General features: G+C 59.1%; 24 protein-coding genes. 12 read left to right on the top strand and 12 right to left on the bottom strand.

Features of this window, described 5'->3' with window-relative positions:
• Positions 1 to 48: 48 nt before the first annotated feature.
• From HXX25_RS03050 to purL, 4 genes are all read left to right on the top strand, one after another.
• Positions 49 to 303, top strand: a complete 255-nt coding sequence (locus HXX25_RS03050) for a type II toxin-antitoxin system ParD family antitoxin (protein WP_187167057.1) — start codon at positions 49 to 51, stop codon at positions 301 to 303.
• The gene (locus tag HXX25_RS03045; RefSeq protein WP_187167056.1) at positions 287 to 574 is read left to right on the top strand and encodes a type II toxin-antitoxin system RelE/ParE family toxin; all 288 of its coding nucleotides are present in this window, start codon (positions 287 to 289) and stop codon (positions 572 to 574) included. The genes HXX25_RS03050 and HXX25_RS03045 overlap by 17 nt, the downstream gene beginning before the upstream one ends.
• A 63-nt stretch (positions 575 to 637) precedes the next feature.
• On the top strand, positions 638 to 1,300 hold the full coding sequence (purQ, locus tag HXX25_RS03040) for a phosphoribosylformylglycinamidine synthase subunit PurQ (protein WP_187167055.1): 663 nt from the start codon (positions 638 to 640) through the stop codon (positions 1,298 to 1,300).
• Positions 1,248 to 3,509 (top strand): phosphoribosylformylglycinamidine synthase subunit PurL, encoded by a 2,262-nt coding sequence (purL, locus tag HXX25_RS03035; protein ID WP_370543746.1) that lies wholly within the window; start codon positions 1,248 to 1,250, stop codon positions 3,507 to 3,509. The genes purQ and purL overlap by 53 nt, the downstream gene beginning before the upstream one ends.
• Before the next feature lie 3 nt (positions 3,510 to 3,512).
• On the opposite strand, the gene HXX25_RS03030 is transcribed toward purL, so the two are convergent.
• Complete coding sequence (locus HXX25_RS03030) at positions 3,513 to 4,523, bottom strand: M20/M25/M40 family metallo-hydrolase (RefSeq protein ID WP_187167053.1); 1,011 nt, start codon at positions 4,521 to 4,523, stop codon at positions 3,513 to 3,515.
• 82 nt (positions 4,524 to 4,605) lie between these two features.
• Here HXX25_RS03030 and HXX25_RS03025 point away from each other — a divergent pair, with 82 nt between their 5' ends.
• The 3 genes from HXX25_RS03025 to grxD are packed head-to-tail and all read left to right on the top strand — an operon-like array spanning position 4,606 to position 6,037.
• Positions 4,606 to 4,836: a BolA family protein gene (locus HXX25_RS03025; protein WP_187167052.1), complete on the top strand. Its 231-nt coding sequence runs from the start codon at positions 4,606 to 4,608 to the stop codon at positions 4,834 to 4,836.
• Positions 4,833 to 5,675, top strand: coding sequence for an aldo/keto reductase (locus HXX25_RS03020; RefSeq protein WP_187167051.1), 843 nt, complete (start codon positions 4,833 to 4,835; stop codon positions 5,673 to 5,675). Before HXX25_RS03025 ends, HXX25_RS03020 begins: the two co-directional genes overlap by 4 nt.
• 29 nt (positions 5,676 to 5,704) lie before the next feature.
• Positions 5,705 to 6,037 (top strand): Grx4 family monothiol glutaredoxin, encoded by a 333-nt coding sequence (gene grxD, locus HXX25_RS03015; RefSeq protein ID WP_187167050.1) that lies wholly within the window; start codon positions 5,705 to 5,707, stop codon positions 6,035 to 6,037.
• Positions 6,038 to 6,580: 543 nt separating this feature from the next.
• Here grxD and HXX25_RS03010 read toward each other — a convergent pair.
• The gene (locus HXX25_RS03010) at positions 6,581 to 6,967 is read right to left on the bottom strand and encodes a hypothetical protein (protein ID WP_187167049.1); all 387 of its coding nucleotides are present in this window, start codon (positions 6,965 to 6,967) and stop codon (positions 6,581 to 6,583) included.
• A 295-nt stretch (positions 6,968 to 7,262) separates the two neighbouring features.
• Positions 7,263 to 7,880, bottom strand: a complete 618-nt coding sequence (gene rpsD / locus HXX25_RS03005; RefSeq protein ID WP_187167048.1) for a 30S ribosomal protein S4 — start codon at positions 7,878 to 7,880, stop codon at positions 7,263 to 7,265.
• A 209-nt stretch (positions 7,881 to 8,089) separates the two neighbouring features.
• Here rpsD and HXX25_RS03000 point away from each other — a divergent pair, with 209 nt between their 5' ends.
• A complete protein-coding gene (locus tag HXX25_RS03000; RefSeq protein WP_187167047.1) occupies positions 8,090 to 9,385 on the top strand; it encodes an SDR family oxidoreductase in 1,296 nt (431 codons plus the stop codon).
• Positions 9,382 to 9,852, top strand: a complete 471-nt coding sequence (locus HXX25_RS02995) for a DUF2269 domain-containing protein (protein WP_187167046.1) — start codon at positions 9,382 to 9,384, stop codon at positions 9,850 to 9,852. The genes HXX25_RS03000 and HXX25_RS02995 overlap by 4 nt, the downstream gene beginning before the upstream one ends.
• Before the next feature lie 6 nt (positions 9,853 to 9,858).
• On the opposite strand, the gene HXX25_RS02990 is transcribed toward HXX25_RS02995, so the two are convergent.
• The gene (locus tag HXX25_RS02990) at positions 9,859 to 10,599 is read right to left on the bottom strand and encodes an RNA methyltransferase (RefSeq protein ID WP_187167045.1); all 741 of its coding nucleotides are present in this window, start codon (positions 10,597 to 10,599) and stop codon (positions 9,859 to 9,861) included.
• A 105-nt stretch (positions 10,600 to 10,704) separates the two neighbouring features.
• Between HXX25_RS02990 and HXX25_RS02985 the strand changes: the two genes are divergently transcribed.
• On the top strand, positions 10,705 to 11,922 hold the full coding sequence (locus HXX25_RS02985; RefSeq protein WP_187167044.1) for an NADP-dependent isocitrate dehydrogenase: 1,218 nt from the start codon (positions 10,705 to 10,707) through the stop codon (positions 11,920 to 11,922).
• Here HXX25_RS02985 and HXX25_RS02980 read toward each other — a convergent pair.
• The 8 genes from HXX25_RS02980 to fliQ form a co-directional block, all read right to left on the bottom strand.
• Positions 11,919 to 13,655, bottom strand: a complete 1,737-nt coding sequence (locus HXX25_RS02980; RefSeq protein ID WP_187167043.1) for a cation:proton antiporter — start codon at positions 13,653 to 13,655, stop codon at positions 11,919 to 11,921. The genes HXX25_RS02985 and HXX25_RS02980 overlap by 4 nt on opposite strands.
• A gap of 36 nt (positions 13,656 to 13,691) precedes the next feature.
• The gene (locus HXX25_RS02975) at positions 13,692 to 14,030 is read right to left on the bottom strand and encodes a hypothetical protein (RefSeq protein ID WP_187167042.1); all 339 of its coding nucleotides are present in this window, start codon (positions 14,028 to 14,030) and stop codon (positions 13,692 to 13,694) included.
• Complete coding sequence (gene alaS / locus HXX25_RS02970) at positions 14,027 to 16,681, bottom strand: alanine--tRNA ligase (RefSeq protein ID WP_187167041.1); 2,655 nt, start codon at positions 16,679 to 16,681, stop codon at positions 14,027 to 14,029. The genes HXX25_RS02975 and alaS overlap by 4 nt, the downstream gene beginning before the upstream one ends.
• 108 nt (positions 16,682 to 16,789) lie before the next feature.
• On the bottom strand, positions 16,790 to 17,869 hold the full coding sequence (recA, locus tag HXX25_RS02965) for a recombinase RecA (RefSeq protein ID WP_187167040.1): 1,080 nt from the start codon (positions 17,867 to 17,869) through the stop codon (positions 16,790 to 16,792).
• A 108-nt stretch (positions 17,870 to 17,977) separates the two neighbouring features.
• Complete coding sequence (locus HXX25_RS02960; RefSeq protein ID WP_187167039.1) at positions 17,978 to 20,506, bottom strand: ATP-binding protein; 2,529 nt, start codon at positions 20,504 to 20,506, stop codon at positions 17,978 to 17,980.
• 40 nt (positions 20,507 to 20,546) lie between these two features.
• Positions 20,547 to 21,635, bottom strand: coding sequence for a flagellar biosynthesis protein FlhB (gene flhB / locus HXX25_RS02955; RefSeq protein ID WP_187167038.1), 1,089 nt, complete (start codon positions 21,633 to 21,635; stop codon positions 20,547 to 20,549).
• 3 nt (positions 21,636 to 21,638) lie between these two features.
• A complete protein-coding gene (gene fliR / locus HXX25_RS02950) occupies positions 21,639 to 22,391 on the bottom strand; it encodes a flagellar biosynthetic protein FliR (protein ID WP_187167037.1) in 753 nt (250 codons plus the stop codon).
• A complete protein-coding gene (fliQ, locus tag HXX25_RS02945; protein ID WP_187167036.1) occupies positions 22,388 to 22,651 on the bottom strand; it encodes a flagellar biosynthesis protein FliQ in 264 nt (87 codons plus the stop codon). Before fliQ ends, fliR begins: the two co-directional genes overlap by 4 nt.
• Positions 22,652 to 22,901: 250 nt before the next feature.
• On the opposite strand from fliQ, the gene HXX25_RS02940 reads away from it, so the two are divergent.
• Together HXX25_RS02940 and HXX25_RS02935 are read left to right on the top strand one after the other, a co-directional pair.
• Positions 22,902 to 24,779: a DUF885 family protein gene (locus HXX25_RS02940; protein WP_187167035.1), complete on the top strand. Its 1,878-nt coding sequence runs from the start codon at positions 22,902 to 22,904 to the stop codon at positions 24,777 to 24,779.
• A gap of 22 nt (positions 24,780 to 24,801) precedes the next feature.
• Entirely contained in the window at positions 24,802 to 26,706 is a 1,905-nt protein-coding gene (locus HXX25_RS02935) for a DUF885 family protein (protein ID WP_187167034.1), read from the top strand.
• Positions 26,707 to 26,710: the final 4 nt, after the last annotated feature.

Here is a 26,710-nt window from a genome sequence, read left to right as displayed (position 1 = left end):
AGGATTGCCAATCTCTGCCATGATATACACTCTTCAAAGGAGCACATTATGGCGACCATGAACATCTCTCTTCCCGACGGCCTGAAGGCCTTTGTCGAACAACAGGCAGGCAATGGCCGCTTTGCCAATGTCAGCGATTATGTCCGCGACCTGATCCGCCGCGAACAGGAACGTGCGGCCCAGCAAAGTGAGCTGGAGCGCCTGATCCAGGAGGGCATCGACAGCGGTGTGAGCGACAAGACCATCGATCAGATTTTTGATGAGGCCCGGGCAGAAGCGATTGCGAATGGCGCTCGTCCTTGAGATTACGCCGCTGGTCGCCGGAGACCTCAAAGACATCGCTTTCTATAGCGATATGAATTTTGGTTTCGCAGCAACTGACGCCTATCGGGCGGGCCTGCAGAGTGCCATTGCGCGGTTGCTGGACTTTCCGGCAGTTGGTACGGAATTAAAAATCGGCTTCGTTCGCCGCATCAGTTTTCGTTCCCACGTTATCTATTATCAAAAGGTCGAGGACCGTCTTCTGATCCTGCGTGTGCTGCATGGATCACAGCTTCCCCAGCTTCATCTATGATCCCGCATCTCTGCTGATTCCCGGGGCTCGCTTTTGTCGGGCCGCATTGCTAAAGGCTGCGCCATGAAATCCGCTGTTATTGTCTTTCCCGGGTCCAATTGTGATCGCGATGCCGCCATGGCGATCGAGAAGGTGACGGGAGCCGCGCCGGCCATGGTCTGGCATCAGGAAACCGCCCTGCCCGATGGCACGGAATTCGTGATGCTGCCCGGCGGCTTTTCCTATGGTGACTATCTGCGCTGCGGGGCGATGGCGGGGGTCTCGCACATCATTCCGGCCGTGAAAGCCCACGCCGAGGCTGGCAAGCCCGTGCTGGGTGTCTGTAACGGCTTCCAGATACTGATCGAGACCGGGCTTCTTCCCGGCGCGCTGATGCGCAATGCCAGCCTGCACTTTGTTTGCGAGAAATCACCCTTGCGGGTGGAGAATGCAAATACGCGCTTCACCGGCGGCTATGCGACCAACCGCGATGTGGTGATCCCGATCGCGCACCATGACGGCAATTACTTTGCTGACAACGAGACGCTGGACCGGCTGGAGAGCGAAGGACAGGTCGTCTTCCGCTATGCGCGAAACCCCAACGGGTCTGCGCGCGATATCGCCGGCATTACCAATGAGCGCGGCAATGTGATGGGCATGATGCCCCACCCCGAGCGCGCCATCGACGCCGATCATGGCGGAACGGACGGCCTCGCTGTCTTTGAAAGCCTCTTGGGGAGTGCGTGATATGACCCAATATGCTGACGGCATTACTCCGGAAATTGCGGCTTCGCACCTGCCCGCGGATGAGTATGAGAAAGCCGTCGAAATTCTGGGCCGCGCCCCGAACATCGTCGAGCTGGGTATTTTCTCGGTCATGTGGTCCGAGCATTGCTCCTACAAATCTTCCCGCGTTCACCTGAAGAAATTCCCAGTGACGGGCGAGAAGGTCATCCAGGGCCCGGGCGAGAATGCCGGTGTTGTCGACATTGGCGATGGTCAGGCTTGTATCTTCAAGATGGAGAGCCACAACCACCCGTCCTATATCGAGCCCTATCAGGGCGCAGCGACGGGTGTGGGCGGCATTTTACGTGATGTCTTCACCATGGGTGCGCGCCCGATTGCGCTGATGAATGCGCTGCGCTTCGGCGCGCCGGATCATGCCAAGACGCGGCAGCTGGTTTCCGGCGTCGTGGCCGGCATTGGCGGCTATGGTAATTGCGTGGGCGTGCCCACTGTGGGCGGCGAGACCAATTTTCACTCCGGCTATAACGGCAATATCCTCGTCAATGCGATGGCGGTGGGCCTCGCTGATGCGGACAAGATTTTCTATGCGCGCGGCGCCGAGCCGGGCCAACCCATCGTCTATGTCGGCTCCAAGACCGGCCGCGACGGCATTCATGGCGCGACCATGGCATCGGCCGAATTTGACGATGAGAGCGATGAGAAGCGCCCGACCGTTCAGGTCGGCGATCCGTTTGTCGAGAAGAAACTGATCGAAGCCTGTCTGGAGCTGATGGAGACCGACGCCATTGCCGCGGTTCAGGATATGGGCGCTGCCGGCCTCACCTCGTCGTCTGTTGAAATGGCAGGTAAGGGTCAGGTTGGCTTGCTGATGGACCTCGACAAGGTGCCCCAGCGCGAAGACAACATGACCGCCTACGAGATGATGCTGTCTGAAAGTCAGGAACGGATGCTCTTCATCCTGAAGCCGGGCAAGGAACACATCGCCGAGGCCATTTTCAACAAGTGGGAACTGGACGTCGCCACGATCGGCCGCACGACCGATACCGGCCGCATGGTGCTGACCCATAAGGGCGAAACCGTCTGCGACATCCCGCTCGATCCGCTGGCCGAGGATGCGCCCCTTTACGAGCGCCCATGGCAGCGCGCCCAGCCGGAACCGGCTATTTTTGCGGACGAGCTGTCCCAGCCGAAGGATTATGCCGAAGCCATTCTGACGATGATGGTCTCGCCCGACCTGTCCTCGAAGGCCTGGATCTGGAAGCAATATGACCGCCACGTCATGGCGGACACGGCAGCCTCCTCCGAGGACCCGGCGGATGCCGCAATCGTGCGCGTCCATGGCACCAACAAGGCGATCGCCATCACCACCGATTGTACGCCGCGCTATTGCGAGAACCACCCGATCGAGGGCGGCAAGCAGGCCGTTGCCGAGGCCTGGCGCAATCTGACGGCTGTCGGCGCCGACCCGATTGCGATTACCGACTGCATGAATTTCGGCAACCCCGAAAAAGAACACATCATGGGGCAGTTCGCTGAATGCGTGGAAGGCATGTCGGAAGCCTGCCGTGTCCTCAACTTCCCGGTCGCGTCGGGAAATGTGTCGCTCTACAACGAGACCAATGGCTTCGCGATTCCGCCGACCCCGGCTGTGGGCGGCGTCGGCCTGATCCCGAACATCTCAAAGCGCATGGGATATGGCTGCGTTAAAACCGGCGACATCCTGATGGTTGTCGGCGACACTGAAGGACATCTCGGCGCATCTATCTATTTGCGCGTCATCGAGAACCGCGAAGACGGCAGCCCTCCCCCGGTCGATCTCGACGCTGAAAAACGCAATGGCGATTTCGTTCGCACGCAAATCCGGGCTGGTCATATCAAGGCCTGCCACGACCTGTCAGATGGCGGTCTGGCGGCTGCCGCGTCGGAAATGGCGATGGCATCGGGAACCGGACTGAACCTTGTTCATGACAGCGACCTGCCTCTGCATGGCTGGCTCTTCGGTGAAGACCAGGCGCGCTATCTGCTGGCGGTCGATGAAGCTGCGGCAAAAGACATGCGCAAGGCCGCCAGGGCCGCCGGTGTGCCGCTGCACGTCATCGGCATCGCGGGCGGAGACGCGCTGACCATCAATGGCACGATCGAGGTCTCGATTGCGGACCTCAAAGCCGTCAATGAGAGCTTCATGCCGACCCTGATGGGTGAGGCGTAGGGCCTATTCCATGCCCGGCTTGATGAAGCGGCCATTCTCGTCGGTGCGGGCTTCCTCCACGTCTGGCGCGGCGGCACGATGTGCCGCCAATTCGCCAGCAATCGTGGCGAGATTTTCGTCAAAATAGACGACGGCGTTCAGAACGGTCTGGGCATTGGAGAGGAAGAAGTCCTGCTGGACCACTTCGAACTCGTCCGTCGGCTCGTGGTAATGCTCGTGAAAATCCACGCCATAGTAGATCCAGGGAATGCCGGCATCATGAAACGCCGCATGGTCAGATGAGTAGGTCCAGTCACCGCCGGGCCCCCATTCGGGTGAATCATAGCCCTGAACGAGATTTGTCGGTTCTGTCACCTCAACCGCGTCGATATGATCGCGCAGGAAGGGAAAGTGAAACGCGCCGGCCGCCGGCAATTCATTCTCGGCATTGATGGCCAGCATATCCAGATTGATATTGAGCACGACGCGACTCTGGTCCACCGGCAAATCCGCCACCAGGGCCCGCGCGCCATTCAGCCCGTTTTCCTCGGCGTCGAGGGCCGCAAAGATGATGGTGTGTTCCGGCGGGTTGTCGCGCAGCGCTTCGGCCACGGCGATCAGCGCCGCTACGCCCGACGCGTTGTCATCCGCACCATTGCAGATCTGGCCGCTGCAATTTCCCAGATGATCATAGTGGGCCGTCACGACGATCACCGGGCCGTCATCTGCCCCGCCTGAGCCGGCATGATAGCCGACAAGATTGATGCCCTGCATCTCTTCAGCCGAGCGGCGCGGCGAATAGGTGAAGGCCTGTTCCCATGTTTCGCCAAACGCCATCAGGCCCGACAGGAAAAACCGTTCACTGATATAGGCGCGGGCATCAGCAGCGCCTTGCGTGCCGGTACGGCGGCCATCCATTTCATCCGTCGTCAGGGCACGCAGATCATCCAGCGCCTGTTCGGCATTGATGTCCTGCGCGGCGGCCGGAAGGGTTGCAGCGAGCGCTGCGGCAAGACCAAAAACGAGATGACGCATGTTTCCTGTACTCCACTGACATGGCAGATATTGAAGAACGGTCTATACAAACGGATCGGAAGCCGCCACATACGATTCTGTCATGCCAATGAATGCCGAAGATATTGTCCGCCTGATCGAGGACGGAATTGAGGGTGCCAGGGTCGAGATCAATGATCTGGCCGGGGATGGCGACCATTATGAAGCTATCGTCACCGCGGAGGCGTTTCGCGGACTGCCCCGAATCAGGCAACACCAGATGGTGTATGCAGCCCTTGGCGGGCGCATGGGCGGCGAACTGCATGCCTTGAAGCTGAAAACCAAAGCCCCGTGACACTGGATCTGTCGGAGATTTCACGGCTGGGGTTTGGCGTGTCCGGCCCCCACAAATGTAATGCTGTGGACCGTCCGCAAACCATCCGCCTGATCCTTGAAGCTATTGATCTGGGTATAACGGTTTTCGATACCGCACCGAAATACGGCGATGGCGAAGCCGAAAGCCGCCTTGGCGAGGCCTTGACCGGGACCGACCGGGATCGGGTCTTCATCGTGACCAAGGCCGGGATCGTCGACGAGACGGACCGGCGCGATTTTACGCCGGCCGGCATCCGCGCGTCGCTCGAAGGCAGTCTGAAACGGTTGCGCGTCGGCCATGTCGACGCACTGCTCCTGCAGGGCGCTGCATCCGGAGAGCTCAATGACAACCTCCATGAGAGCCTGTCACAGCTGAAATCGGACGGGCTTGTCCGGTATATCGGCGCATCCGGCCGTGATGATGAACTGGATATCCCGATACGGCATCCGGCCTTCGATATCATCATGGCGCCCAATTATGCCGGCATGCCCGCCCCGCAGACCGACCGCCTTCTGGCAGCGCAAGATGCGGGTAAGCGCATTTTTTCAATCGAGGCCAAGAATGGCGCAAAGCCCGCGCTGAAGCTATCGCTCGACAAGACAGACCGCTGGTATTTCAAACGCCAGCTGAAGCGACTGGCAGACCGCTGGACCGGAGACCCGTCACCGCCCAAAGGCCAGCTATCCATTCTTGAGGCTTTTCAATGGGCACTGGACAGCCACCAGACCGATTGCCTGCTGGTTCAGACCTCGAAATCCGCGCATCTCAAGCAGCTGGCGCAACTCGCACGTCTTGACGCAGGGGCCCGCCGTGCCTAGCTCCTAGCCAAACCTCAAGGAGTGCCGGAATGAGCGACGTACAAGCCGAAATCAAGGACATGGTCGAGAAGAATGATGTTGTCCTGTTCATGAAGGGCACGCCGATTTTCCCGCAATGCGGTTTCTCGTCTGTTGTGGCAGGTGTTCTGGGGCATCTCGGCGTGGAATATGCCTCCGTGAATGTGCTGGAAGATCAGGACATCCGGGAAGGCATCAAGGCCTATTCCGACTGGCCGACCATTCCCCAGCTTTATGTGAAGGGCGAATTTGTCGGCGGCTGCGACATCATCAAGGAAATGTTCGAAGAAGGCGAGCTTCGCCCCTTCCTGCAAGACAAGGGCGTTCTGGCGGCTGACGCTTGAGCTCACCCAACACCCATCACTGCATGTGAATCAAATAAACGTTGAGTGCTGACGCATAAATCAGTCACTCTGCATCTATGCGATATGCGCTTGGGATAACTCAATTTACCATTCTTGCAATCCCGGTCGTGCTTAGCGGGGTCGCACATCATTTGGTGCCGGTATGGTTATGGCTTGGGCCCTACATCCCGCTAGACGTCTTGGTCGCATTTTTTAAAGCAATGATGTCGTGGCCGCTAATTTTCTCAATGGCCTATTTTCTTTTGTGGGTACTGAGTACGGCAAGCAAAAACCCTTTGATTGTTTCTTCAATCGTGCGGATTTTGTTGCGGTTTGTGCTTCCACTGGCGCTTTTGGGTTGCCTGGTTTCAATAGCCGGTTTTCTCACGAGTCTATTGTATATCTTCAGCGACGCAGTGAATTCAGGCGGAAACCGCTCTGAATATCCTCATTGGATGCGTCCCGACTGGATGTTTCAAGCTACTTATTTGTCGATGGGATATGCAGCTCTTGCAGCAACTTCCATGATTCACATTAAGCGAACTACCCTTCCAGAATCGGATTCATGACCGTTACATTCGCACCGGGACGGACGCCGAGTTCTTCAAAACCGAACGGAATCTCGACCCCCTCCGGCACCAGGGCGCGGCAATAATCGTCGCGTGAGCGTCCGAGCGTAACCTGCGTTTCGCCGCGGCGGCTGCGCACATCGACCGTCAGATCGGCTTTCTGGGTACAGCCATTCGACGGCACCCGCACCACCAGAATGTCATCGCCGACAATCCGCCAGCCATGAATGGCAATGTTTTCGTTGGACGCCACGACAGTCTCTTCCCGATCTCCGCCGGGCATAAGGGGCAGGTTCTGAACTGTCGAACAAGCGGCCAGAGAAAGAGGCAAAAGCGCGATTGCGAATAAACGAGGTGTCATTAGGCGACTCCGGGGATTTCCTGAATCAAATTGATAAGCGTGTTTGCCTCTCCATGCAAAGCGCAGGCCGATGCAAACTCATGCCTGGCGGGAATTTACATGGCCCTGACTCGCGTTACGGGCGAAAAAAGATTCAAAACTTGAGGCGGAGCGAGAATATGACTCTTTTCCAATGGATTGGAGCAATTACTTGATTCAACTTGTCTGAATTTAAATTCAGCAGAGCGTTCCACCATAAAGAAAGGCCGCTCTGGTGCAACACCAAAGCGGCCCTCAAACTGCATTTCCTCAACAATTACGAGGAGTAGAACTCGACCACGAGGTTCGGTTCCATTTGTGCGGGATACGGCACATCAGCAAATTCCGGTGTGCGCACATAGGTGGCTTTCATGCCCTTGCCGTCAACTTCGATATAGTCGGGAATATCGCGTTCCGGGCTTTCCAGTGCTTCCAGCACGAGGGCCATGGAGCGCGACTTTTCGCGAACTTCCACGACATCGCCCGGCTTCACACGGTAGGACGGAATGTTGACCTTCTTGCCGTTCACCTTGACGTGGCCGTGATTCACGAACTGACGGGCCGCAAACACGGTCGGCACGAATTTGGCGCGATAGACGATCGCATCCAGACGGCTTTCCAGAAGACCGATCAGCTGCTCGGCCGTGTTACCGCGAAGGCGCTGGGCCTCGGCGTAAATGCGGCGGAACTGCTTTTCGGTGATGTTGCCGTAATAGCCTTTCAGCTTCTGCTTTGCGCGCAGCTGCAGGCCGAAATCGGACAGCTTGCCCTTGCGGCGCTGACCGTGCTGGCCAGGACCATAGGGACGGGAATTCAGTGGGGATTTGGGACGGCCCCAGAGGTTTTCACCCATGCGGCGGTCAATTTTATACTTCTGCGTATGACGCTTCGACATGCTCTTCTCTTTTTCGACGCGGCCCGGCAGCCTTCGAACCTGAAGACTGCGATCTCAACGGCGGCACCGCACCACCCGTAATCACGCCCGTAGAAGGGGCGAAGCGCGGCTTTTACCGGGTTGAAGGGGGATGTCAACGCCGTGAGGCAATGCGGGCTCTTGCCCTGACAGGCGCCACCGCTCAGAGTAGGTGGTGAATGGGGGAAAAGATGCGCATTCTTGTGCTGGGCGGTTATGGACTGATCGGGTCGGTCATTACGCGCCGCCTGATCGCTGACGGCCATGATGTGACCGGGCTCGGCCGCAATCCCGGCACGGGTCAGCGCCTTGTTCCCGATGCGCAATGGATTGGCGCGGATGTCGCCAGACTGGCAGGGGCGGCCGATTGGCAGCCTGTTATCACCGGGATTGATGCGGTGGTGAACGCCTCCGGCGCGTTGCAATCGGGCCCTCGGGACAATGTGTCGGCGGTCCAGTCGACCGCAATCAAGGCCCTGATCGAGGCCTGTGAAAAAGCGGGCGTCAAACGCTTCATACAGATTTCCGCCACCATGGCGGCGGCTGATGCAGGCACCGACTTCATGCAGACCAAGGGCGAGGCTGATGCGCGCCTGAAGGCGTCCAACCTCGACTGGACGATATACCGGCCCGGACTGGTCATCGCACATGCCGCTTATGGCGGCACCGCTCTGTTGCGGATGCTGGCCGCCCTTCCCGGCATCGGGCTGATGGCCTTTGGCGACCGCCGCATTCAGACGATTTCAGTGGATGACATTGCCGAGGCCGTTTCCCTTGCAGCCGGATCAGAGCAACTGACCGGCGTCGATGCCGATCTTGTTGAAGACAATGATCACGCGCTGGCCGATATCGTTGCGGGCATCCGCCACTGGCTGGGTTGGACGCCGCACAAAGTGACCCTCAACCTGCCACGATGGATGACGGCGATCGCGGTGCATCTTGCCGATCTTGCGGGATGGCTGGGCTGGCGCTCGCCGCTTCGATCAAACGCAGTGAAGGTTCTGGACGATGGTATCGCGGGCGACGCATCGCAAACAAAGGCCGTTCTGGGGCGGTCCGCACATTCGCTGAAGCAATCCCTCGAAATGGAGCCTGCGACGCTGGCGGATCGATGGCATGCCCGGTTCAGCCTCCTATTCCCGATTGTTGTTTCCGGCCTTGCCGCTTTCTGGCTGATCAGCGGACTTGTTGCCGTATTCCGGTTTTCAGCGGCTGAGCAGGTATTGAGAGACAGTATCGCTGCAGACCATGCAGGCTGGCTCGTGGCGGCCGGCATTGCGGCTGACATCGCCATCGGTGCCGGACTGGTCTGGCGAATGACAACCGCTCTGGCGGTCAAAGCGGGCATCGCACTGACACTGGCATATCTTGTGATGGGTAGCTGGCTGACGCCGGAATTGTGGGCCGACCCGCTGGGGCCGTTTGTGAAATCAGCGGCGCTCATTCTGATGCATCTGATGGTTTTGCCCTTGCTGGAGGAAAGATGACGGCCGAACTTGTTCTGCGATGGCTGCATGTTGGCGGTGCGACGGTGCTTCTGGGCACCGGCGCAGGTATCGCCTTCTTCATGCTGATGGCGCATCGCACGCGAAATGCCGCTCTGATTGCTCACACCGCATCTGTGGTCGTGATCGCCGACACGCTCTTTACCGCGACGGCCGTCGTCTTGCAGCCGGTCACCGGGGTTATGCTGGCCCATTCGGTCGGCTGGTCGCTCGCAGAAGGATGGATATTGCTCTCAATCGGGCTCTACATCCTAACCGGCGTCTTCTGGCTGCCGGTGGTCTGGATCCAGATCCGTTTGCGCGACATGGCGCGCACGGCTGCTGAAACAAATAGCCCCCTGCCCGCCGCCTATGACCGTTTATTCTCGATCTGGTTTCTGTGCGGCATTCCTGCGTTCCTGGCCGTATTGAGCATACTCTGGCTGATGATCGCACGACCGGCGTTCTGAGGGATTCTAATCCTCCCGGACGATCCGGGCCTTGCCGCGGCCGAGGGCCAGCGCCTTGATCGCGCCACGGAAAGTGCGGGCTTCCTGTTCGGTGAAGCGTCCACGTACCAGAGCCGACCGCAGATTGTTGATCATCAGCGGCGTCTTTTCCGGTGGATGAAAGAAACCAGCGCGGTCAAGCTCGGTTTCGAAATGCACAAAGAGGCGATCCATATCCTCTTTCGACGCTGGTTCGCGGATGGGTTCGAAGTCGTTCGAAACTTCGTCGCCGGCGCGCCATTCATAGGCACAGCAGGCTACGGTCTGTGCCAGATTCAGTGACCAGAATTCCCGATCCACCGGGAGGGTGATGATGGCGTCTGCATCGGCAACGACCTCATTGGGCAAACCGGCTTTCTCGCCCCCGAATATAACCCCGGCCCGCTCGCCGGCCTCATGCGCTGCCCGGATTTCCGCCATCGCCTGACGCGGCGTCAGGACGCGCTTTTCCATCCCGCGCGGGCGGGCGGTCGTCGCGTAAAGCCGCGTCAAACCAGCCATGGCGGGCGCTGTCGTGTATTCAACCTGCACAGATGCCAGAACGGGCGAGCCAACGGCAACATTCTCTGCTTTCGGATTGGGCCAGCCATCGCGCGGGTCGATCAGGCGCAGATCACGCAAGCCAAAATTGGCCATAACCCGAGCCGCGGCTCCGATATTCTCGCCCATCTGGGGCTGGTGAAGGATGAAGGCGGGTGCATGCAGCATCAGTCAGGCTCTTCCGATATTCGTTTCACAGTGATAACTAGCGGCCAACTTAACCGGATGCCTCCGGATTCTTCAGACCTTCAGCAGCATTGGATAAAGACCGACATGGCAAAGATCAAAGTCGATACCCCGGTCGTCGAGCTCGATGGCGATGAAATGACCCGCATCATCTGGCAGATGATCAAGGACAAACTCATCCTGCCTTATCTCGACATCGACCTGCAATATTATGACCTGTCGATCCAGAAGCGCGATGAGACCGACGACCAGATCACCGTCGATGCCGCTGAAGCGATCAAGCATTATGGCGTCGGCGTCAAATGCGCCACGATCACGCCGGATGAACAGCGGGTCGAGGAATTCGGTCTCAAGAAAATGTGGCGCTCGCCCAATGGAACGATCCGCAACATTCTCGGCGGCGTTGTCTTCCGCGAGCCCATCGTGATTTCGAATGTGCCACGCCTTGTGCCGGGCTGGACCCAGCCCATGGTCGTCGGCCGGCATGCATTCGGTGACCAGTATCGCGCCACAGATTTCCTGGTTCCGGGCCCCGGCAAGCTGACCATGAAGTTCGAACCGGAAGATGGCGGCGAGGTTCAGGAATATACGGTGTTTGATTTTCCGTCCGCCGGTGTCGCGATGGGTATGTATAATCTGGACGACTCCATCCGTGACTTTGCCCGCGCCAGCCTGAATTACGGCCTGCAGCGCGGCTGGCCGGTCTATCTGTCGACAAAAAACACCATCCTGAAAGCCTATGATGGCCGCTTCAAGGATCTGTTCGAGGAAGTCTTCCAGGCTGAGTTCAAATCCGCCTTTGAAGCCAAGGGCATCTCCTACGAGCACCGCCTGATCGATGACATGGTCGCCGCGGCCATGAAGTGGTCCGGTGGATTTGTGTGGGCCTGCAAAAACTATGACGGCGACGTTCAGTCCGACACGGTTGCTCAAGGCTTCGGCTCGCTCGGCCTGATGACATCGGTCCTGATGAGCCCGGACGGCAAGACTGTGGAGGCCGAAGCGGCTCACGGTACGGTCACCCGTCACTATCGTCAGCATCAAAAAGGCGAGAAGACCTCTACCAACTCCATCGCCTCGATCTTCGCCTGGACGCGCGGGCTGGAGCATCGCGGCCGTATGGATGGCAATCAGGCCGTCATGGACTTTGCCCTGAAGCTTGAGGAAACCGTCATCAAGACCGTGGAAGCGGGCTATATGACCAAGGACCTCGCCCTGCTCGTCGGCGACCAGCAAGGCTGGCTGTCGACCGAGGGATTCCTTGAGAAAGTCGGCGAACGTTTCGAAGCCGCCATGAAGGCCTAGGCTTCGTCAGACCGCTCCCATTCGGGATCGCCATATATCTCTTCACGGGCGCGGGCAATCCGCGCCCGTGCTGTATCCGACGACATGCCAAAGTCCTGAAGTGCGTGAACTGCAAGCTGCAAAGCCGCTTCGGCGACTTCATGGACGACAAAGCTGGCACCGGCCATGATCAGCCTGTCCGCGTGTTTGCGATCGGTGGCGCGGGCCGTTATCGACGCATCCTTCCGCCGGCTGCGCACAGCCTTGACCACGCGCTCTGCCTTGTCCGGATTATCGACCGTCACGATGATTTGGGAAGCCGATTCGAGCCCGGCCTTCATCAGCGTTTCTACCCGTCCCGCGTCACCATAGAAAATGCGGATACCATCTTTCTGACACTGTGCAATCCGTTTCGGATCGGAATCGATGGCAATGATTTCGGCATTCTCCTCCAGCAACAACTCGCCCAGCATACGCCCGACCCGGCCATATCCGGCGATGATGACATGGCCGTCCGAAGATTCCTCGGGGGCATTCTGACCGACACCGAGATCACCCGGCAAAAGCCGACCGGCGAGCCGGCTGCCGGCGCGGGCGAAGAGGGGGGAAACCAGCATTGAGAGACCGGCAATCGCGGTGATCAAAACCGCCAGCTGCCCGCCGATTACATTGGCCGTGACGGCCGCGCCCACGATGACAAAGGCAAATTCACCGGACGGCCCGAGCAGGGCCGCCGCCTGGACGCCGACATGACGCGGTTTTCCAAACAGTCTTGCTCCGGAATAGGCAAGGAGGCTCTTTCCAAGAATGAGGGCAGCAGCGCCGCCGAGAATAACCGGCCAGTTGGCGATCAGCTCAAGCGGATCGATTCCCATGCCGACCGTCATGAAGAACAGGCCGATCAGGAGCCCTTTGAAGGGTTCGAGGTCAATTTCTATCTGGGTCTTGAATTCGGTCTCGCCCAGCAACAGACCGGCCAGAAAGGCACCGAGTGCCAGGGACAGGCCCGCATAGGCGGTCGCCGCCGAGGCCACCAGCACTGCAAGGAAGGTCAGCGCCAGCATCATTTCGCGCCCACCTGCCGATGCCGCCAACCGGAAAGCGGGGCGGACGGCAAACCGGCCCATCAGCGCGATGAAGGCAATGGCGAGACCACCACCGATCACCGCCTGCGCGATGGCCGGCAGAACGCTGCCGCCGCCAATGCCGAGAAATCCGACCAGAATAAGGATCGGAGCGACCATGATATCCTGGAATAGCAGAACGGAAAACGCTGTCCGTCCGGCCGGAGTGGCGGCTTTGCGCTCCTCGATCAGTATCTGCATCACTATTGCGGTCGATGAGAGCGCAAGGGCCAGACCAATGATGGAGGCCGGGCCCGCTTCCACGCCAAAGAACATGACCGCACCGCCGATCAGGGCGGCTGACAACAGGACCTGAAAGGCGCCGAGGCCGAAGACGTCCTTCCGCAACGCCCACAGGCGTCCGAAGGACAATTCAAGTCCCAGCATGAAGAGCAGGAACAGAATACCCGCCTCAGCCATCGGCTCGACCGCGTGCGGATTGGAAATGGTAACAAAATGGAGCCAGGGAATGCTCTCGACCAGCCGGCCAAGGCCCAATGGCCCCAGCAAGACCCCGGCGAGCAAAAAGGCCAGAACGGCGCTTTGCTTCATGGCGCGGAAGAAGGGGGCCGCAATTCCCGCCGCTGCGAGAAATACCGCCACATCTTTCAGCCAGATTTCATTTTCCACGGTTGATTTCCCGGCTACCGTCCCGGTTCAAGTCTGTCAGCTCCAGCCGTTAAAGGCGAGGCCAAACAGGACCAGAAAAGTGATAAAAACCGCAAAAGCCGTTCCAGCCAGCCACAAAATCCAGCGAAGCTTGCGCCACAGGCTCCGAAAATCCGAATGCTGAATGAAAACGTCCGGAATATAGGCGGTGGAATAGAAGACATTCGCGATCAGCGCGTAGGCGAAAAGCGGCAAGACAAGGGTGAAAACCTCGCCGCGCAGCATGAACACCGTCAAAGCCAACAATATGGCATTGAATGCGATTCGACCGAGCTCCCAGAAGCGGATCGCATCGGTGGCGATCTCGCTAAATCCGGGAGTGGACTGCCGGGTCATCCCGCTATGGCTAATTTCAAGGCATCAATGGCCGCCTGCGCCTTCGATGCGTCCGGGCCGCCCGCCTGGGCAAAATCGGGGCGGCCACCGCCGCCCTTGCCACCAACAGCGACGGCTGCGACCTGCACCAGATCGACTGCGTTGAAGCGGCCTTTCAGATCGTCTGTGACGCCCACAGCGAGGGCGACCTTGCCATCATTCACGCCGATGAAGGCGGCGATGCCCGAGCCCATCTGGCTTTTGGCGTCATCAATCAGACCGCGCAAATCCTTGCCGCCGACGCCTTCGACGACACGGCCGGTGAAGTTGATATCACCGACTTTCTCCGGCCCGGCGGGCACCGCGCCTGCGCCGCCGCCCATGGCCAGCTGCTTTTTGGCGTCGGCCAGTTGCCGCTCCAGCTGTTTGCGTTCTTCCAGAAGAGACTGAATACGCGCCGGCACGTCCTGAGTTGGAACCTTGAGCGTATCTGCCGACATTCTGGCCAGCGACGCCTGATGCTCCAGATGTTGTCTGGCCGCCTCACCGGTCAGGGCCTCGATCCGGCGAACACCCGCAGAAACCGACGTTTCACCCCCGATCTTGAACAAAGCGATATCGCCGGTACGGGCAACATGCGTGCCGCCACACAATTCTACCGAATATGGCTTGTCCTGGCTGGAGAGATCACAGCCCATGGTCAGGACGCGGACCGAGTCGCCGTACTTCTCGCCGAAGAGCGCCAGCGCGCCGGCCTCAATGGCCTGATCAGGCGACATCTCTTGCGTCGACACTGCCACATTCTGGCGGATAACGGCGTTCACGTCCGCTTCAATCCGCGCAATCTCTGCCGGTGTCACCGCGCCGTTATTGGAGAAATCAAAGCGCAGCCGGTCCGGGCCGACATAGGACCCTTTCTGGCTGACATGATTACCGAGCACATCGCGCAAGGCCCGGTGCAGAAGGTGGGTGGCCGAGTGATTGGAGCGTGTCCGGTTGCGCCGGACCTCATCCACAACAAGACGGGCCGTCTGGCCGAGCTTCACAGCTCCGGATTTCAGCAGGCCGGCATGGGCGAATACATCGCCCGCACGCTTTTGCACGTCATGGACGACAAATTCGGCGCCATTCTCAAATGTGATCAAACCCGCATCACCAATCTGGCCACCGGATTCGCCATAATATGGTGTCCGGTCAAAAACCAGCTCGGCACTTTGCCTTTCCGAGAGCGCGTCGGCGACATTACCGCCCGTCACAATGCCAAGAAGCTTGCCGTTACCTTCAACGCCATCATAGCCAAGGAATTGAGAGGAACCCGCCATATCGCGAACGCCAAACCAGACAGTATCGGGGGCCGCCTCACCCGAGCTGAATCCGGACGCGCGGGCCATTTCGCGCTGCTTGTCCATGGCGGTATTGAATCCATCCTCGTCAACCGACATGCCACGGGCGCGCAAGGCATCCTGCGTCAAGTCGAGCGGAAAACCATAGGTATCGTAAAGCTTGAAAGCGGTTTCTCCGGCCAGCGCATCGCCTTCTTTCATGCCGGTCGTGGCCTCATCCAGCAATGCCAGGCCCCGGCCCAGTGTGCGCTGGAAGCGCTCCTCCTCGGCTTGGAGCGTCGATTCGATCGATGCTTGTGCCCGACCCAGCTCCGGGAAAGCATCGCCCATCTGATTGACGAGTTCCGGCACAAGCCGGTGCATCACCGGTTCGCTCGCGCCGAGCAGGTGTGCATGGCGCATGGCGCGCCGCATGATGCGCCGCAGTACATAGCCCCGGCCCTCATTGGACGGGGTGACCCCATCCGCCATCAAAAAAGACGTCGAGCGCAAATGGTCGGCAATTACGCGATGGCTGGCAAGCGCTGCGCCTTGTGCTTTCGAAGACAGGACATCCTCCGAGTTGGCAATCAGCGCCTTGAACAGGTCGACATCGTAATTGTTATGAACCCCTTGCAGTACGGCGGCGATCCGCTCCAGCCCCATACCGGTGTCAATTGATGGCTTGGGAAGGCTGATGCGGGCACCGCCTTCCTGTTGTTCGAACTGCATGAAGACGAGATTCCAGATCTCGATGAAACGATCACCGTCTTCTTCAGGCGAACCGGGTGGTCCTCCTGCGATGTCCGGGCCGTGATCATAGAAGATTTCGGAACAGGGACCACACGGACCGGTGTCGCCCATCATCCAGAAATTATCGGACGTTCCGATGCGAATAATCCTGTCGTCGGACAGTCCCGCAACTTTCTTCCAGAGGCCCGCCGCTTCCTCGTCCTCGGCGTAAACGGTTACAAGCAGTTTGTCGGCCGGCAGTTCGAATTCCCGGGTGATCAGATGCCAAGCATAGCTGATGGCCTCTTCCTTGAAATAATCGCCGAAGGAGAAATTCCCCAGCATTTCAAAAAAGGTATGGTGGCGCGCTGTGTAACCGACATTGTCGAGATCATTGTGCTTGCCGCCTGCCCGGACACATTTCTGCGTCGTCGTTGCGCGCGGCGGATTGCGCTTTTCCTGACCGGTAAAGACGTTCTTGAACTGGACCATCCCGGCATTGGTGAAGAGCAGAGTCGGGTCATCTTTCGGGACCAGAGGGCTCGAGGAAACGATTTCGTGACCTGAATCCTTGAAGTAATTGAGAAAGTCGCGGCGGATATCGCGCAGGCTGGTCATTGTTTCGTCCCGAAATTTTGCTGTCTGGTCCCATATACGAACGGGTGCCCGGCATCGCCAAGCACCCGTTACTGTGAAAATGAAGATAGTGAGGGTTGGCGCGCTTATCTAGCCCGCATCCGCAATATCATCTTCAGCGGAAGGACCGACCAGCATTTCGCCCGCAATCAAGCCCGCATTGGCCCGGACCTTTGCCTCGATCGACGCCGCAATATCCGGATTTTCCCGGAGGAAATTCCGGGCGTTCTCGCGGCCCTGACCGATGCGCTCGGATTCGTAGGAATACCAGGACCCGGACTTCTCGACGATATTGCCCTTCACGCCCAGATCGAGCACTTCGCCCATCTGTGAAATGCCCTCGCCATAGAGAATATCGAACTCGACCTCGCGGAAGGGTGGCGCGACCTTGTTTTTCACAACTTTCACGCGGGTCTGGTTGCCGATGACCTCGTCACGATTCTTGATCTGGCCGATGCGGCGAATATCCAGGCGAACAGACGCATAGAATTTCAGCGCATTTCCGCCGGTGGTCGTTTCGGGCGAACCGAACATGACGCCAATCTTCATCCGGATCTGGTTGATAAAGATCACCATGCAATGAGATTTCGAAATGGATCCCGTCAGTTTGCGCAGAGCCTGGCTCATGAGCCGGGCCTGAAGGCCGGGCAGGCTGTCACCCATTTCACCCTCGAGCTCGGCCCGGGGGGTCAGGGCGGCGACAGAGTCGATGACCAGCACATCCACCGCGCCGGAACGAACCAGCGTATCGGCAATTTCCAGCGCCTGTTCACCGCAGTCCGGCTGCGACACCAGAAGCTCACTGACGTCCACACCGAGCTTGCCGGCATAGACCGGGTCAAGCGCATGCTCGGCATCGACGAAGGCGGCGACACCGCCGCGCTTTTGCGCTTCAGCAACACAATGCAGGGCGAGCGTCGTTTTGCCGGAGGATTCCGGTCCGTAGATTTCGATGATCCGGCCCTTGGGCAGACCGCCAATTCCCAGCGCGATGTCCAGACCGAGGGAGCCGGTTGGCACCGATTCGATATCCATCTCCGGGCGTTCGCCCAGCTTCATGACGGAGCCTTTGCCAAAGGCCCGGTCAATCTGACCCAGCGCGGCTTCCAGCGCCTTTTTCTTGTCGTCACTCTTCACGTCGCTCACCAGTCGAATCGCTGCCTTAGCCATAATGCTATCCCCTTATTTCACGTCCCCGTGCGGGGAGCAATTAAGGGATATGTACCGCTTTTGTTCGCAGAACGCAAGGGGAACATTTATTTGGCCGCAATTCGTGAATCAAGCCGCGTCCCGAACCTCGCCGGACAGGACTTCCTTCACGCGTTCCGCCAGTTGCGTCAATGTGAACGGCTTGGGCAGGAAGGAAATGTTCTTGTCGCGCGAGAGCGTGTCGGAGAATTGCTCCTCGGCATAGCCGGAGATGAAAATCACGCGGGTATCCTTCAAAAGGTCCGCGGCCTTGGCCAGCAGACCCGGACCGTCGAGCCCCGGCATGACCACATCCGAGACGAGCAGATCGAAACCCTCTTCGTCTTCGGACAGAATTTCAAATGCCTCTTCGCCGTCGCAAGCCTCGACGACCTCATAGCCGCGCTTGGCCAGCGTCTTCGCCGCAATGGAACGCACGGCGTCTTCGTCCTCTACGAGCAGAAGCCGGCCGCGGCCCGCCAGGTCGGCGGGTTTGGGATCGCCCTTCGGCTTTTCAGCCGGCGCCGGCGCTTCGTCCTCGCCGGCGACATAGGCCGGCAGGAAAATACGGAAAGTCGAGCCCTTGCCGATTTCGGAGTCGACGAACAGGAAGCCGCCCGACTGTTTGACGATGCCGTAGACCGTTGCGAGGCCCAGGCCGGTCCCCTGCCCCACCGCCTTGGTGGTGAAGAAGGGTTCGAAGATTTTCATACGCGTGGCCTCGTCCATGCCGGTGCCTTGGTCGATGACCTCGATCTGGACCCAGTCGCCGTCTTCCACATCCGGCGCACCGGCATCGGATACAATCTTCGGCGTTACGGCGGACGTTCGGATGGTGAGTGTCCCGCCGCCGTTTTCGCGCATGGCATCCCGCGCATTGGCCGCGAGATTCATGATCGCGGTTTCCAGCTGCCCCTTGTCGGCGCGGATCGCCGGCACATCACGGCCATGGACAATGTCGAGCTTGACGGTCTCTTCCAGTATCTGCCGAAGCAGAACGGTGAAATCAGACAGGACATCCGACACATCCAGCGCTTCCATTCGGAAGGTCTGCTTGCGGGAGAAGGCGAGGAGCTTCTTCACCAGCCCCGCCGCCCTCGCAACGGTCTGGTTGATCACCTGCAACTCGCCATAGGACGGATCACCGACCGGGTGACGGCCCAGCAATTCATCCACATTCAGGCGGATAGCTTGCAGAAGGTTGTTGAAATCATGCGCAACGCCACCGGCCAGCTGTCCCACGGCCTGCATCTTGTTGCCCTGACTCAGCTGACGCTCCAGCTCCTTCCATGCGGTGACATCAATCATGTAGGCGGCGCGCTTTCCGCCCTTCGCCGGCGAAAAGACCAGATGGATATCCATCGGCGGATCTGTCTTGAGCACGGCCTCGGCCGGCTCTCCCTTTTTCGAGGCCTTTTCAAAAACGTCCTCGGGCGCGCGCCCGGCCTCCCAATCAAACAGGTCCGCGAAAGTCGCGCCGGATTTGGCCAGTCCGCCAGTCATCTGGACGAGTTGAGGATTGATATCCTCGATCACCGCTGTTGCCGGGTCCGAGCCGGACAAGCGCGCCACACCGAAAGGTGCGGCGGCAAACATGTCATCGAATGTGCGGCCAGCCTTGCCGCCAGTGGCACCGGCAATGGCCTGCGCCACGCCAGACGGCGTGCCGGTGGCTGTCAGACCGTAGATAACACCGCGCGCCGTCGGTTTTTTCTCGCTGTCCCAGGACAGGGCGATGACGGCATCAGTCTCGATACCATCGCGCCCCTTCAGACGGGTTTCAAAGCGGCAAACATCTTCGTCGCCCCGCGATTTTTCCAGCGCACGAACAATGCCGGCGTCGAAAATTTCCGACAATTCCGGCAGCGCGTCGCCGGCGTTCAGCCCCAACCAGTCACGGAAGGTCGCGTTCGCCGCGAAGAGCCTGCCTTCGGCCGACAATGCAAAAAGCCCCACCGGGGATTTATGCGTCCAGTCCGCCGTCGGCACGGATCCGGCCGCGCTGGTTTCTTCATAGACCGGCATCAAGCGCCAGCTGATATGGTCTTTGCCCGATGGCCGCGCTTCCAGGCAGAAATTGCGTGCAACACCGTCCTCGCCCGGCAATTCCGGCAAGCGTTCCCGTGCGACCTCGCCCTGGCGTGCTGCGCGGGCCAGACGATAGATAGCGCCATCACCACTGGCCGCCCATATGCGCTCGAGCGCGGGCAGGGTTGCCGCCTGTCCCGTTGATGCAAACCGCCCCGCCAATTCGCGATACGCCGAATTGCCCCAGCGCACCGCGCCGCGCCGGTCTGTGACCAGCATCGGATCTTCCAGCGTCTCCAGCGTTTCCAGTGCCAGACCGGCCGGCCCCGGCTCAGCTTGGCTATCCGCCTTTTCCTTCATGGACCGTCCAGCTGCCTCCCCCGCGGCCAGCGCGTAGAGCATGCCGAACGCGGCAATCGCGACACCGCACAGCAGGATAAAGCCGTTCCAGACCATGGCCGAAGCCGCAAACAGCGCGACGGCAAAAACGCTCAGCAATCCGAGGCCGATGACCCATTGCAGGCCGCGCTTCAATCCTTTCGACAAAAACGGAGATTTCATGGTTTCAACGGGTTCTGTGAGATCAGCCATGGCTCTGTCCTTATGCGAATCAATATCCGCCTGTCTAAGTCTAACCCGGTTGCGATTTTTGTGCGCGCTTGCCGGTGAGCGTCAGTACGTAGCCAATCACTTTCGCAACCGCCTGGAAGTGTTCGGCCGGAATGGTTTCATCGATATCAACACTGGCGAAAAGCGCGCGAGCCAATGGCGGATCCTCGACGATCGGCACGTCGTTTTCTTCGGCAAGATCACGGATATTCAGCGCCACCTGGTCCACGCCCTTGGCGACACAAATCGGCGCCGCGGTTTCACCCTGCTCGTATTTGAGCGCCACGGCATAGTGGGTCGGGTTCATGATGACGACGGTAGCATCGGGGACTGCCGCCATCATGCGTCTCTGGGCACGCTCCTGCCGGATCTGGCGGAGCTTGGCGCGCACCATCGGGTCGCCCTCGGATTGTTTGTGTTCATCCTTGATGTCCCGGCGCGACATGCGATTGCGCTTCATGAAACTCTGGCGCTGATAAATGAAATCTGCGGCGGCAATGAAGGCATAGGCCACAAGCGCTGCAACCAGCACCAGAAGAATATCCTCGCGAATGATGCTGAGCAGCGCCGAGACATCGACTTGCGGCATGGTGGCGAGGTCGCCCCGTTTTGGCCAGATGACCACAAACACGGCTGCGGAGACAATCGCCATCTTGCCAACGCCCTTGAGGAAATTTGCCACGCCCTCGGCCCCGAACATCCGCTTGAAGCCCTCGAGGGGATTCAGCTTGGATAATTTCGGCTGCATTTTCTCGGTGGTGAACATCAGTCCCGTCTGGAGAAGGTGGCCTGCCAGGCCGGCCGCGCCAATCACCGCAAACGCCAATCCTGTCGCAGCAATCACGCGCCAGCCCAACGCCATGCTTTCAGCGCGCAAGGCCGCTGGCTCGAGGCTCATGGAATGGGCATTCGACAGAAACAGGCTGAGATCGGATGATAGCGAGCGCGCCGCACTGGGCGCCATCAAACCGATGACGACGAGGCCGGACGCCAGAACAAACCAGCCCGGGATTTCCTGGGATTTGGGAACATCGCCCTTCTTGCGCGCCTCATCCAGCCGCCGCTGTGTCGGTTCTTCGGTTTTTTCGCTTTCGTCCTGACCTTCAGCCATGGATCATTGAAACTCCACGGCAAAGCTTTCCATCCGACCCAGCCAGAGTGTGGCCATCGATCCCAGCGCAATCGCGGTGATGAAAAGTCCGGCCATGATATTGACCGGCATGGCAATGAAGAAAATCTGCGCCTGCGGCATCAGGCGGGAAAGAATCCCGAGCCCGAAATAGAAAACCAGACCAAAGACGATCAGCGGCGAGGCGATCTGGACGCCGATCGTGAAGGCATCAATGAACGCATTCAGCGCCCATTGCGCCGCATCCGCGATCATGGGCGGTTCGCCGACCGGAAACAGCATGTAACTGCCCTGCGCGGCCTGAAGCAGCAGATGGTGAAGGTTTGTGGCAAACAGAAGCAGCATGAACGTCAGGTTCAGGAACGTCGCCATCAGGGCCCCCTGCTGGCCCTGTGACGGATCAAATACCTGAGCCATGGCGAGACCGGTCTGCTGACCGATCACCTGGCCTGCAACGGCGGCCGACGCCAGAAACAGGCGTGCCACAGCGCCAATCATCAGCCCGATCAGAACTTCGTTGATGATGAGGCCGGCAATCTGCAGGGGCCGCTCCGGTTCGGCTGGCATCTGGCCGGCCAGCATCGGACCGAGCGCGAGCGCGAAAAGCAAAGCAAACGCCAGCCGGATGCGGGGCGGGATACTGCCTTCGCCGAATCCGGGTAGCAGCATCAGAATCGCCCCGAGCCGGGCAAAAATCAGCGCGCCGGCAAAAACCAGCAATGACGGATCGCCAATCATGCCGCGACAATCCGGTCAAAAATCCCGTCCATGAAAGCCGACATCAAGGCGCCCATCATCGGCAGAAAAATGAGTAGCGCAACAAAGATGGCAATGATTTTCGGCACGAAAACCAGTGTCATTTCCTGTACTTGCGTTAGCGCCTGAAACAGAGCGATGACCACGCCGACGGCCAGACCAATCAGCATGACCGGTGCGGCCATCGCCAGCATCAACCAGATCGAATCCCGGGCAATGTCTAGAACTTCTGAACCCGTCACGCGGCTTCTCCGCCATACCGTTGTCAGCAAATCACGGTGGGCACGCTCCGGCTGTTCGCGTTAAGAAAGAGTCAACAAAGGTAAACGCCGCGCCGAAAATTCACCTTCCGGAATACTCCGGATTGTGCCGCCGGCGGGTTCGGCGAACCCGTCCGTCCACCAACATTACAGATTGGTCAGGTTTACGTTCCCGCCCTTTGCGTTAAGACAGGCCAGCAGTTAGCCATTTGGCCATTTCGGGGAGATTTTCATGCGTCACTTTCTTGTTGGTGTAAGCGCTATTGCCTTGCTCGCCGCCTGTTCGGACGGTGGCGCGCCCGAACCGGGTTCCTCGGCTGCAACGGCCGCACCCGAAACGAGCCAGTCAGAGACCGAGGCGCCATCCGAAACCGAACGCCTGATGGCGGCGTTTGAAGAACAATTCCAGAGAGAGCTGGCCCTCAGCCCCCAGACACAGACCTATTTTGGCATTGTTGACGACAATGATGCCTATGGGCGTTGGGATGATCCGTCACTGGAAGCGTTTGAAGCCGCACAGGCCCGAACCGTTGCGGATCTGCAGAATCTGCGCAGCGATTTTGATTTTGACGCCCTGACGCCGCAGGCTCAGGTCTCCTACCGGTTTGCGGAATTTGTTCTGGAGAACCGGCTGGAACAGGGCGAGTTCCGCGATCACAATTATATCTTCACGCAATTCTTCGGCCCGCACAGTGACATGCCGGCCATGATGATTGGTTATCACCGGGTCCGGAATGCCGATCAGGCCGATGCCTATGTCCGCCGTCTGGAGGGCATGGGGCCGCAACTGGACGCCCTCGTTGCGCAAGCTGACGAGCGCGCTCGCGCCGGCGTTCTGCCCCCGGATTTTGCTTACCCAACGATCATCAATACCGCGCGGGGAATTGTTACCGGTGCACCGTTTGATGAGAGCGGCGAAGATTCACCACTCTGGGCCGATTTCAACGAAAAGCTTGCCGGAATCGAAATTTCCGAGGACGACGCCGATGCCCTGCGCGAGGCGGCCCGGACGGCATTGCTGGAATCCGTGGGGCCGGCCTATGAGCGTTTGATCGCGACCATGGAAAGCCATGCGGAAGCTGCCGAAGGCCTCGAGATCGACGGGGTCTCCCGCCTGCCGCGCGGTGCCGAATACTACGAAGCACAGGTCGCCAACTATACGACCCGGGACGATATGACCGCCGAGATGGTTCACAATTCCGGCCTCGCCGAAGTTGAACGCATCCATGGTGAAATGCGTGACATCATGGATCAGGTGGGTTTTGAAGGCTCGCTGCAGGACTTCTTCGCCTATCTGCGGGAAGACCCGCAGTTCTACTATGCGGACACCGAAGAGGGCCGGCAGCGCTATCTCGACGAGGCAACTGCCATGATCGACACAATGAGCGAACGCCTGCCAGAATTTTTCGGACGTTTGCCGCAGGCCGAAATGGATGTCCGCGCCGTTGAACAATATCGTATTGAAACGGCGACCGGCGCCTTTTACGAACCCGGCCCCCTCGACGGTTCTGCGCCCGGCGCCTACTACGTCAATCTGGCCCAGATGAGCGAATTGCCAGTCTACCAGATGGAAACACTGGCCTATCACGAAGGCTTGCCGGGCCACCATATGCAGATCGCCATCAGTCAGGAACTCGACGAAGTGCCGATGTTCCAGCGCGTCACCTGGTATTCGGCCTATGGCGAAGGCTGGGCGCTCTATGCCGAAAATCTCGGCAAGGATATGGGCTTCTTCACGGACCCCTATCAGGATTTTGGCCGCCTCGGTTATGAAGTCTTCCGGGCCGCGCGCATGGTCGTGGATACCGGCATCCACTATTATGACTGGAGCGAGCAGGAAGCCATGGACTACATGCTGGCCAATACGCCCATGACGGAAGGCGATATTCGCAACGAAGTGCGCCGCTACATCGTCTGGCCGGGACAGGCCATGTCCTACAAGGTTGGCATGCTGACCATTCTCGAACTGCGTCAACGCGCCATGGATTCGCTGGGTGACGATTTCGACTTCGGGGAATTCCATGATGTGGTGTTGAGCAATGGCTCGGTTCCGCTGACCCTGCTCAGTGAACTGGTCGACGCCTATATCGAAGAGACACTCGCCGAATAAAACGTCCTGGGGAGGACCTGAAATGACACTTCGTATTTTACTGGCCAGCGCCTCCAGCCTGGCCTTGCTCGCCGCCTGTAGCCCGGCAAATGATGAGGCCAGGCCCGCATCGGCACCCGCGCAGGAAAATGTCGAACCCGTTTCGTCAACTTCGAACGGGGCGGCCGACGCGCAAACGGAATCCGAGCGTCTCTATGCCTGGTTTGACACGCTGTTTGAAGCGGACCTTCAATACTCGCCCACAACGCTGACGGCGCTGGGGCGCATCGATGATCTTAACGCCTATGGCCGCTGGGACCCGGTCACGGAAGAAGCGGCCATTGCGGCCAATGAGCGGCGGATCGAGCGTCTCGACTACCTCCGCTCGAACTTTGACGAAGCCGAATTGAATGATGATGCGCGGGTCTCCTACCTCGTTTTCGAATATCTGGCAGAAACCGGAATCCGGCAGTTTTCCTTCCGCGATCAGAACTACATTTTCACCCAGATGTTCGGCCCGCATACCGGTTTTCCAACGCTTCTGATCAGTCAGCATCGCGTGGAGACAGCCGGGCATGCCGAAGCCTATATCTCGCGGCTGGAAGGTATTGCTCCGGCACTGGAAAGCCTGATCGCGCAGGCTGATGAGCGCGCGGAAAATGGTGTCATCCCGCCGCGTTTTGCTTTCGATTACCTGATTGGCAATACGCAGAACATCATCACGGGCGCGCCCTTTGACGATTCCGGTACGCCGTCGCCGCTATTGGCCGACTTCACCGCGAAAGTTGATGCGCTCGACATTCCCGATGATCAGAAAGAGGCCCTGATTGAACGCGCGACGGTGGTTATGACCAACGAGGTCGGGCCGGCCTATCGTGACCTGATCGCCATGTTCGAACGCCATGCCGAAATGACCGATGATCGTGATGGTGCCTGGAAGCTGCCGCGCGGCGAGGAATACTACCAGTCCCAGCTCGCCAGTTTTACCACGATCCCGGACCTGTCCGCACAGGAAATCCACGATACCGGCATGGCCGAGATCGCGCGTATTCACGACGAGATGCGCGGCGTGATGGATGAGGTCGGCTATGAGGGAACGCTTCAGGAATTCTTCGAATTCATGAGGAGCGACCCCCAATTCTACTATCCCGACACGGATGAAGGTCGTCAGCGTTACATCGATGAGGTCAATACCTTTTTCGACCGGGTCAGCGCGGCTGTTCCGGACTATTTCAACACCATACCAAGCGGGGAAATGGTGGTCAGGGAAGTCGAACCCTTCCGGGCCGCCGGATCGCCCACGGCTTTCTACAATACCGGTTCGCCCGACGGGGCGCGTCCGGGTATCTACTACGCCAACACATCCAACATGCGGAATCTGGCTGTCTATCAAATGGAGACACTGGCGATGCATGAAGGCCTTCCGGGCCACCATTTTCAGCTGACGCTGGCGCTTGAACGCGAGAACACGCCGATGTTCCAGCGCCTGCTCTATCTTTCTGCATTTGGCGAAGGCTGGGCGCTCTATGCGGAAAGCCTCGGCAATGAGATGGAATTGTTTTCCGATCCCTATCAGCGTTTCGGGCAGCTTGCCTACGAGCTCTGGCGCGCAGGGCGTCTGGTCGTGGATACCGGCATTCATGCCTTGCAATGGAGCCGGCAGGACGCGATCGATTTCCTTCTGGAGAACACCTCCTTCACGGAAGAAGAGGTGACCCGCGAGGTCGAGCGCTATATCGTCTGGCCGGGACAAGCCACATCCTACAAGATTGGCCAGATCCGGATCCGTCAACTGCGTGACTATGCTCAGGCCGAACTCGGCGATGCGTTTGATTATGGCGAATTCCATGACGTCGTCCTGACCAACGGATCGATTCCGCTGGCGGTCCTGACGGAGCTGGTCAACGACTATGTGGCGGAACGCCGCGAAGAACTCGAACAGGAGTAAATTC

This window comes from Hyphobacterium sp. CCMP332 (assembly GCF_014323565.1).
Lineage (GTDB): Bacteria > Pseudomonadota > Alphaproteobacteria > Caulobacterales > Maricaulaceae > Hyphobacterium.
Note: the sequence above shows the minus strand (reverse complement) of the source record. Positions and strands in the feature narration are given on the sequence as shown.

What these genes read in the sequence shown, in the direction of transcription:
- HXX25_RS03050 (WP_187167057.1), top strand. Translation starts at nt 49, where the DNA reads ATGGCGACCATGAACATCTCTCTTCCCGACGGCCTGAAGGCCTTTGTC.
- HXX25_RS03045 (WP_187167056.1), top strand. Translation starts at nt 287, where the DNA reads ATGGCGCTCGTCCTTGAGATTACGCCGCTGGTCGCCGGAGACCTCAAA.
- purQ (WP_187167055.1), top strand. Translation starts at nt 638, where the DNA reads ATGAAATCCGCTGTTATTGTCTTTCCCGGGTCCAATTGTGATCGCGAT.
- purL (WP_370543746.1), top strand. Translation starts at nt 1,248, where the DNA reads ATGGCGGAACGGACGGCCTCGCTGTCTTTGAAAGCCTCTTGGGGAGTG.
- HXX25_RS03030 (WP_187167053.1), bottom strand. Translation starts at nt 4,523, where the DNA reads ATGCGTCATCTCGTTTTTGGTCTTGCCGCAGCGCTCGCTGCAACCCTT.
- HXX25_RS03025 (WP_187167052.1), top strand. Translation starts at nt 4,606, where the DNA reads ATGCCAATGAATGCCGAAGATATTGTCCGCCTGATCGAGGACGGAATT.
- grxD (WP_187167050.1), top strand. Translation starts at nt 5,705, where the DNA reads ATGAGCGACGTACAAGCCGAAATCAAGGACATGGTCGAGAAGAATGAT.
- HXX25_RS03010 (WP_187167049.1), bottom strand. Translation starts at nt 6,967, where the DNA reads ATGACACCTCGTTTATTCGCAATCGCGCTTTTGCCTCTTTCTCTGGCC.
- rpsD (WP_187167048.1), bottom strand. Translation starts at nt 7,880, where the DNA reads ATGTCGAAGCGTCATACGCAGAAGTATAAAATTGACCGCCGCATGGGT.
- HXX25_RS03000 (WP_187167047.1), top strand. Translation starts at nt 8,090, where the DNA reads ATGCGCATTCTTGTGCTGGGCGGTTATGGACTGATCGGGTCGGTCATT.
- HXX25_RS02995 (WP_187167046.1), top strand. Translation starts at nt 9,382, where the DNA reads ATGACGGCCGAACTTGTTCTGCGATGGCTGCATGTTGGCGGTGCGACG.
- HXX25_RS02990 (WP_187167045.1), bottom strand. Translation starts at nt 10,599, where the DNA reads ATGCTGCATGCACCCGCCTTCATCCTTCACCAGCCCCAGATGGGCGAG.
- HXX25_RS02985 (WP_187167044.1), top strand. Translation starts at nt 10,705, where the DNA reads ATGGCAAAGATCAAAGTCGATACCCCGGTCGTCGAGCTCGATGGCGAT.
- HXX25_RS02975 (WP_187167042.1), bottom strand. Translation starts at nt 14,030, where the DNA reads ATGACCCGGCAGTCCACTCCCGGATTTAGCGAGATCGCCACCGATGCG.
- alaS (WP_187167041.1), bottom strand. Translation starts at nt 16,681, where the DNA reads ATGACCAGCCTGCGCGATATCCGCCGCGACTTTCTCAATTACTTCAAG.
- recA (WP_187167040.1), bottom strand. Translation starts at nt 17,869, where the DNA reads ATGGCTAAGGCAGCGATTCGACTGGTGAGCGACGTGAAGAGTGACGAC.
- HXX25_RS02960 (WP_187167039.1), bottom strand. Translation starts at nt 20,506, where the DNA reads ATGGCTGATCTCACAGAACCCGTTGAAACCATGAAATCTCCGTTTTTG.
- flhB (WP_187167038.1), bottom strand. Translation starts at nt 21,635, where the DNA reads ATGGCTGAAGGTCAGGACGAAAGCGAAAAAACCGAAGAACCGACACAG.
- fliR (WP_187167037.1), bottom strand. Translation starts at nt 22,391, where the DNA reads ATGATTGGCGATCCGTCATTGCTGGTTTTTGCCGGCGCGCTGATTTTT.
- HXX25_RS02940 (WP_187167035.1), top strand. Translation starts at nt 22,902, where the DNA reads ATGCGTCACTTTCTTGTTGGTGTAAGCGCTATTGCCTTGCTCGCCGCC.
- HXX25_RS02935 (WP_187167034.1), top strand. Translation starts at nt 24,802, where the DNA reads ATGACACTTCGTATTTTACTGGCCAGCGCCTCCAGCCTGGCCTTGCTC.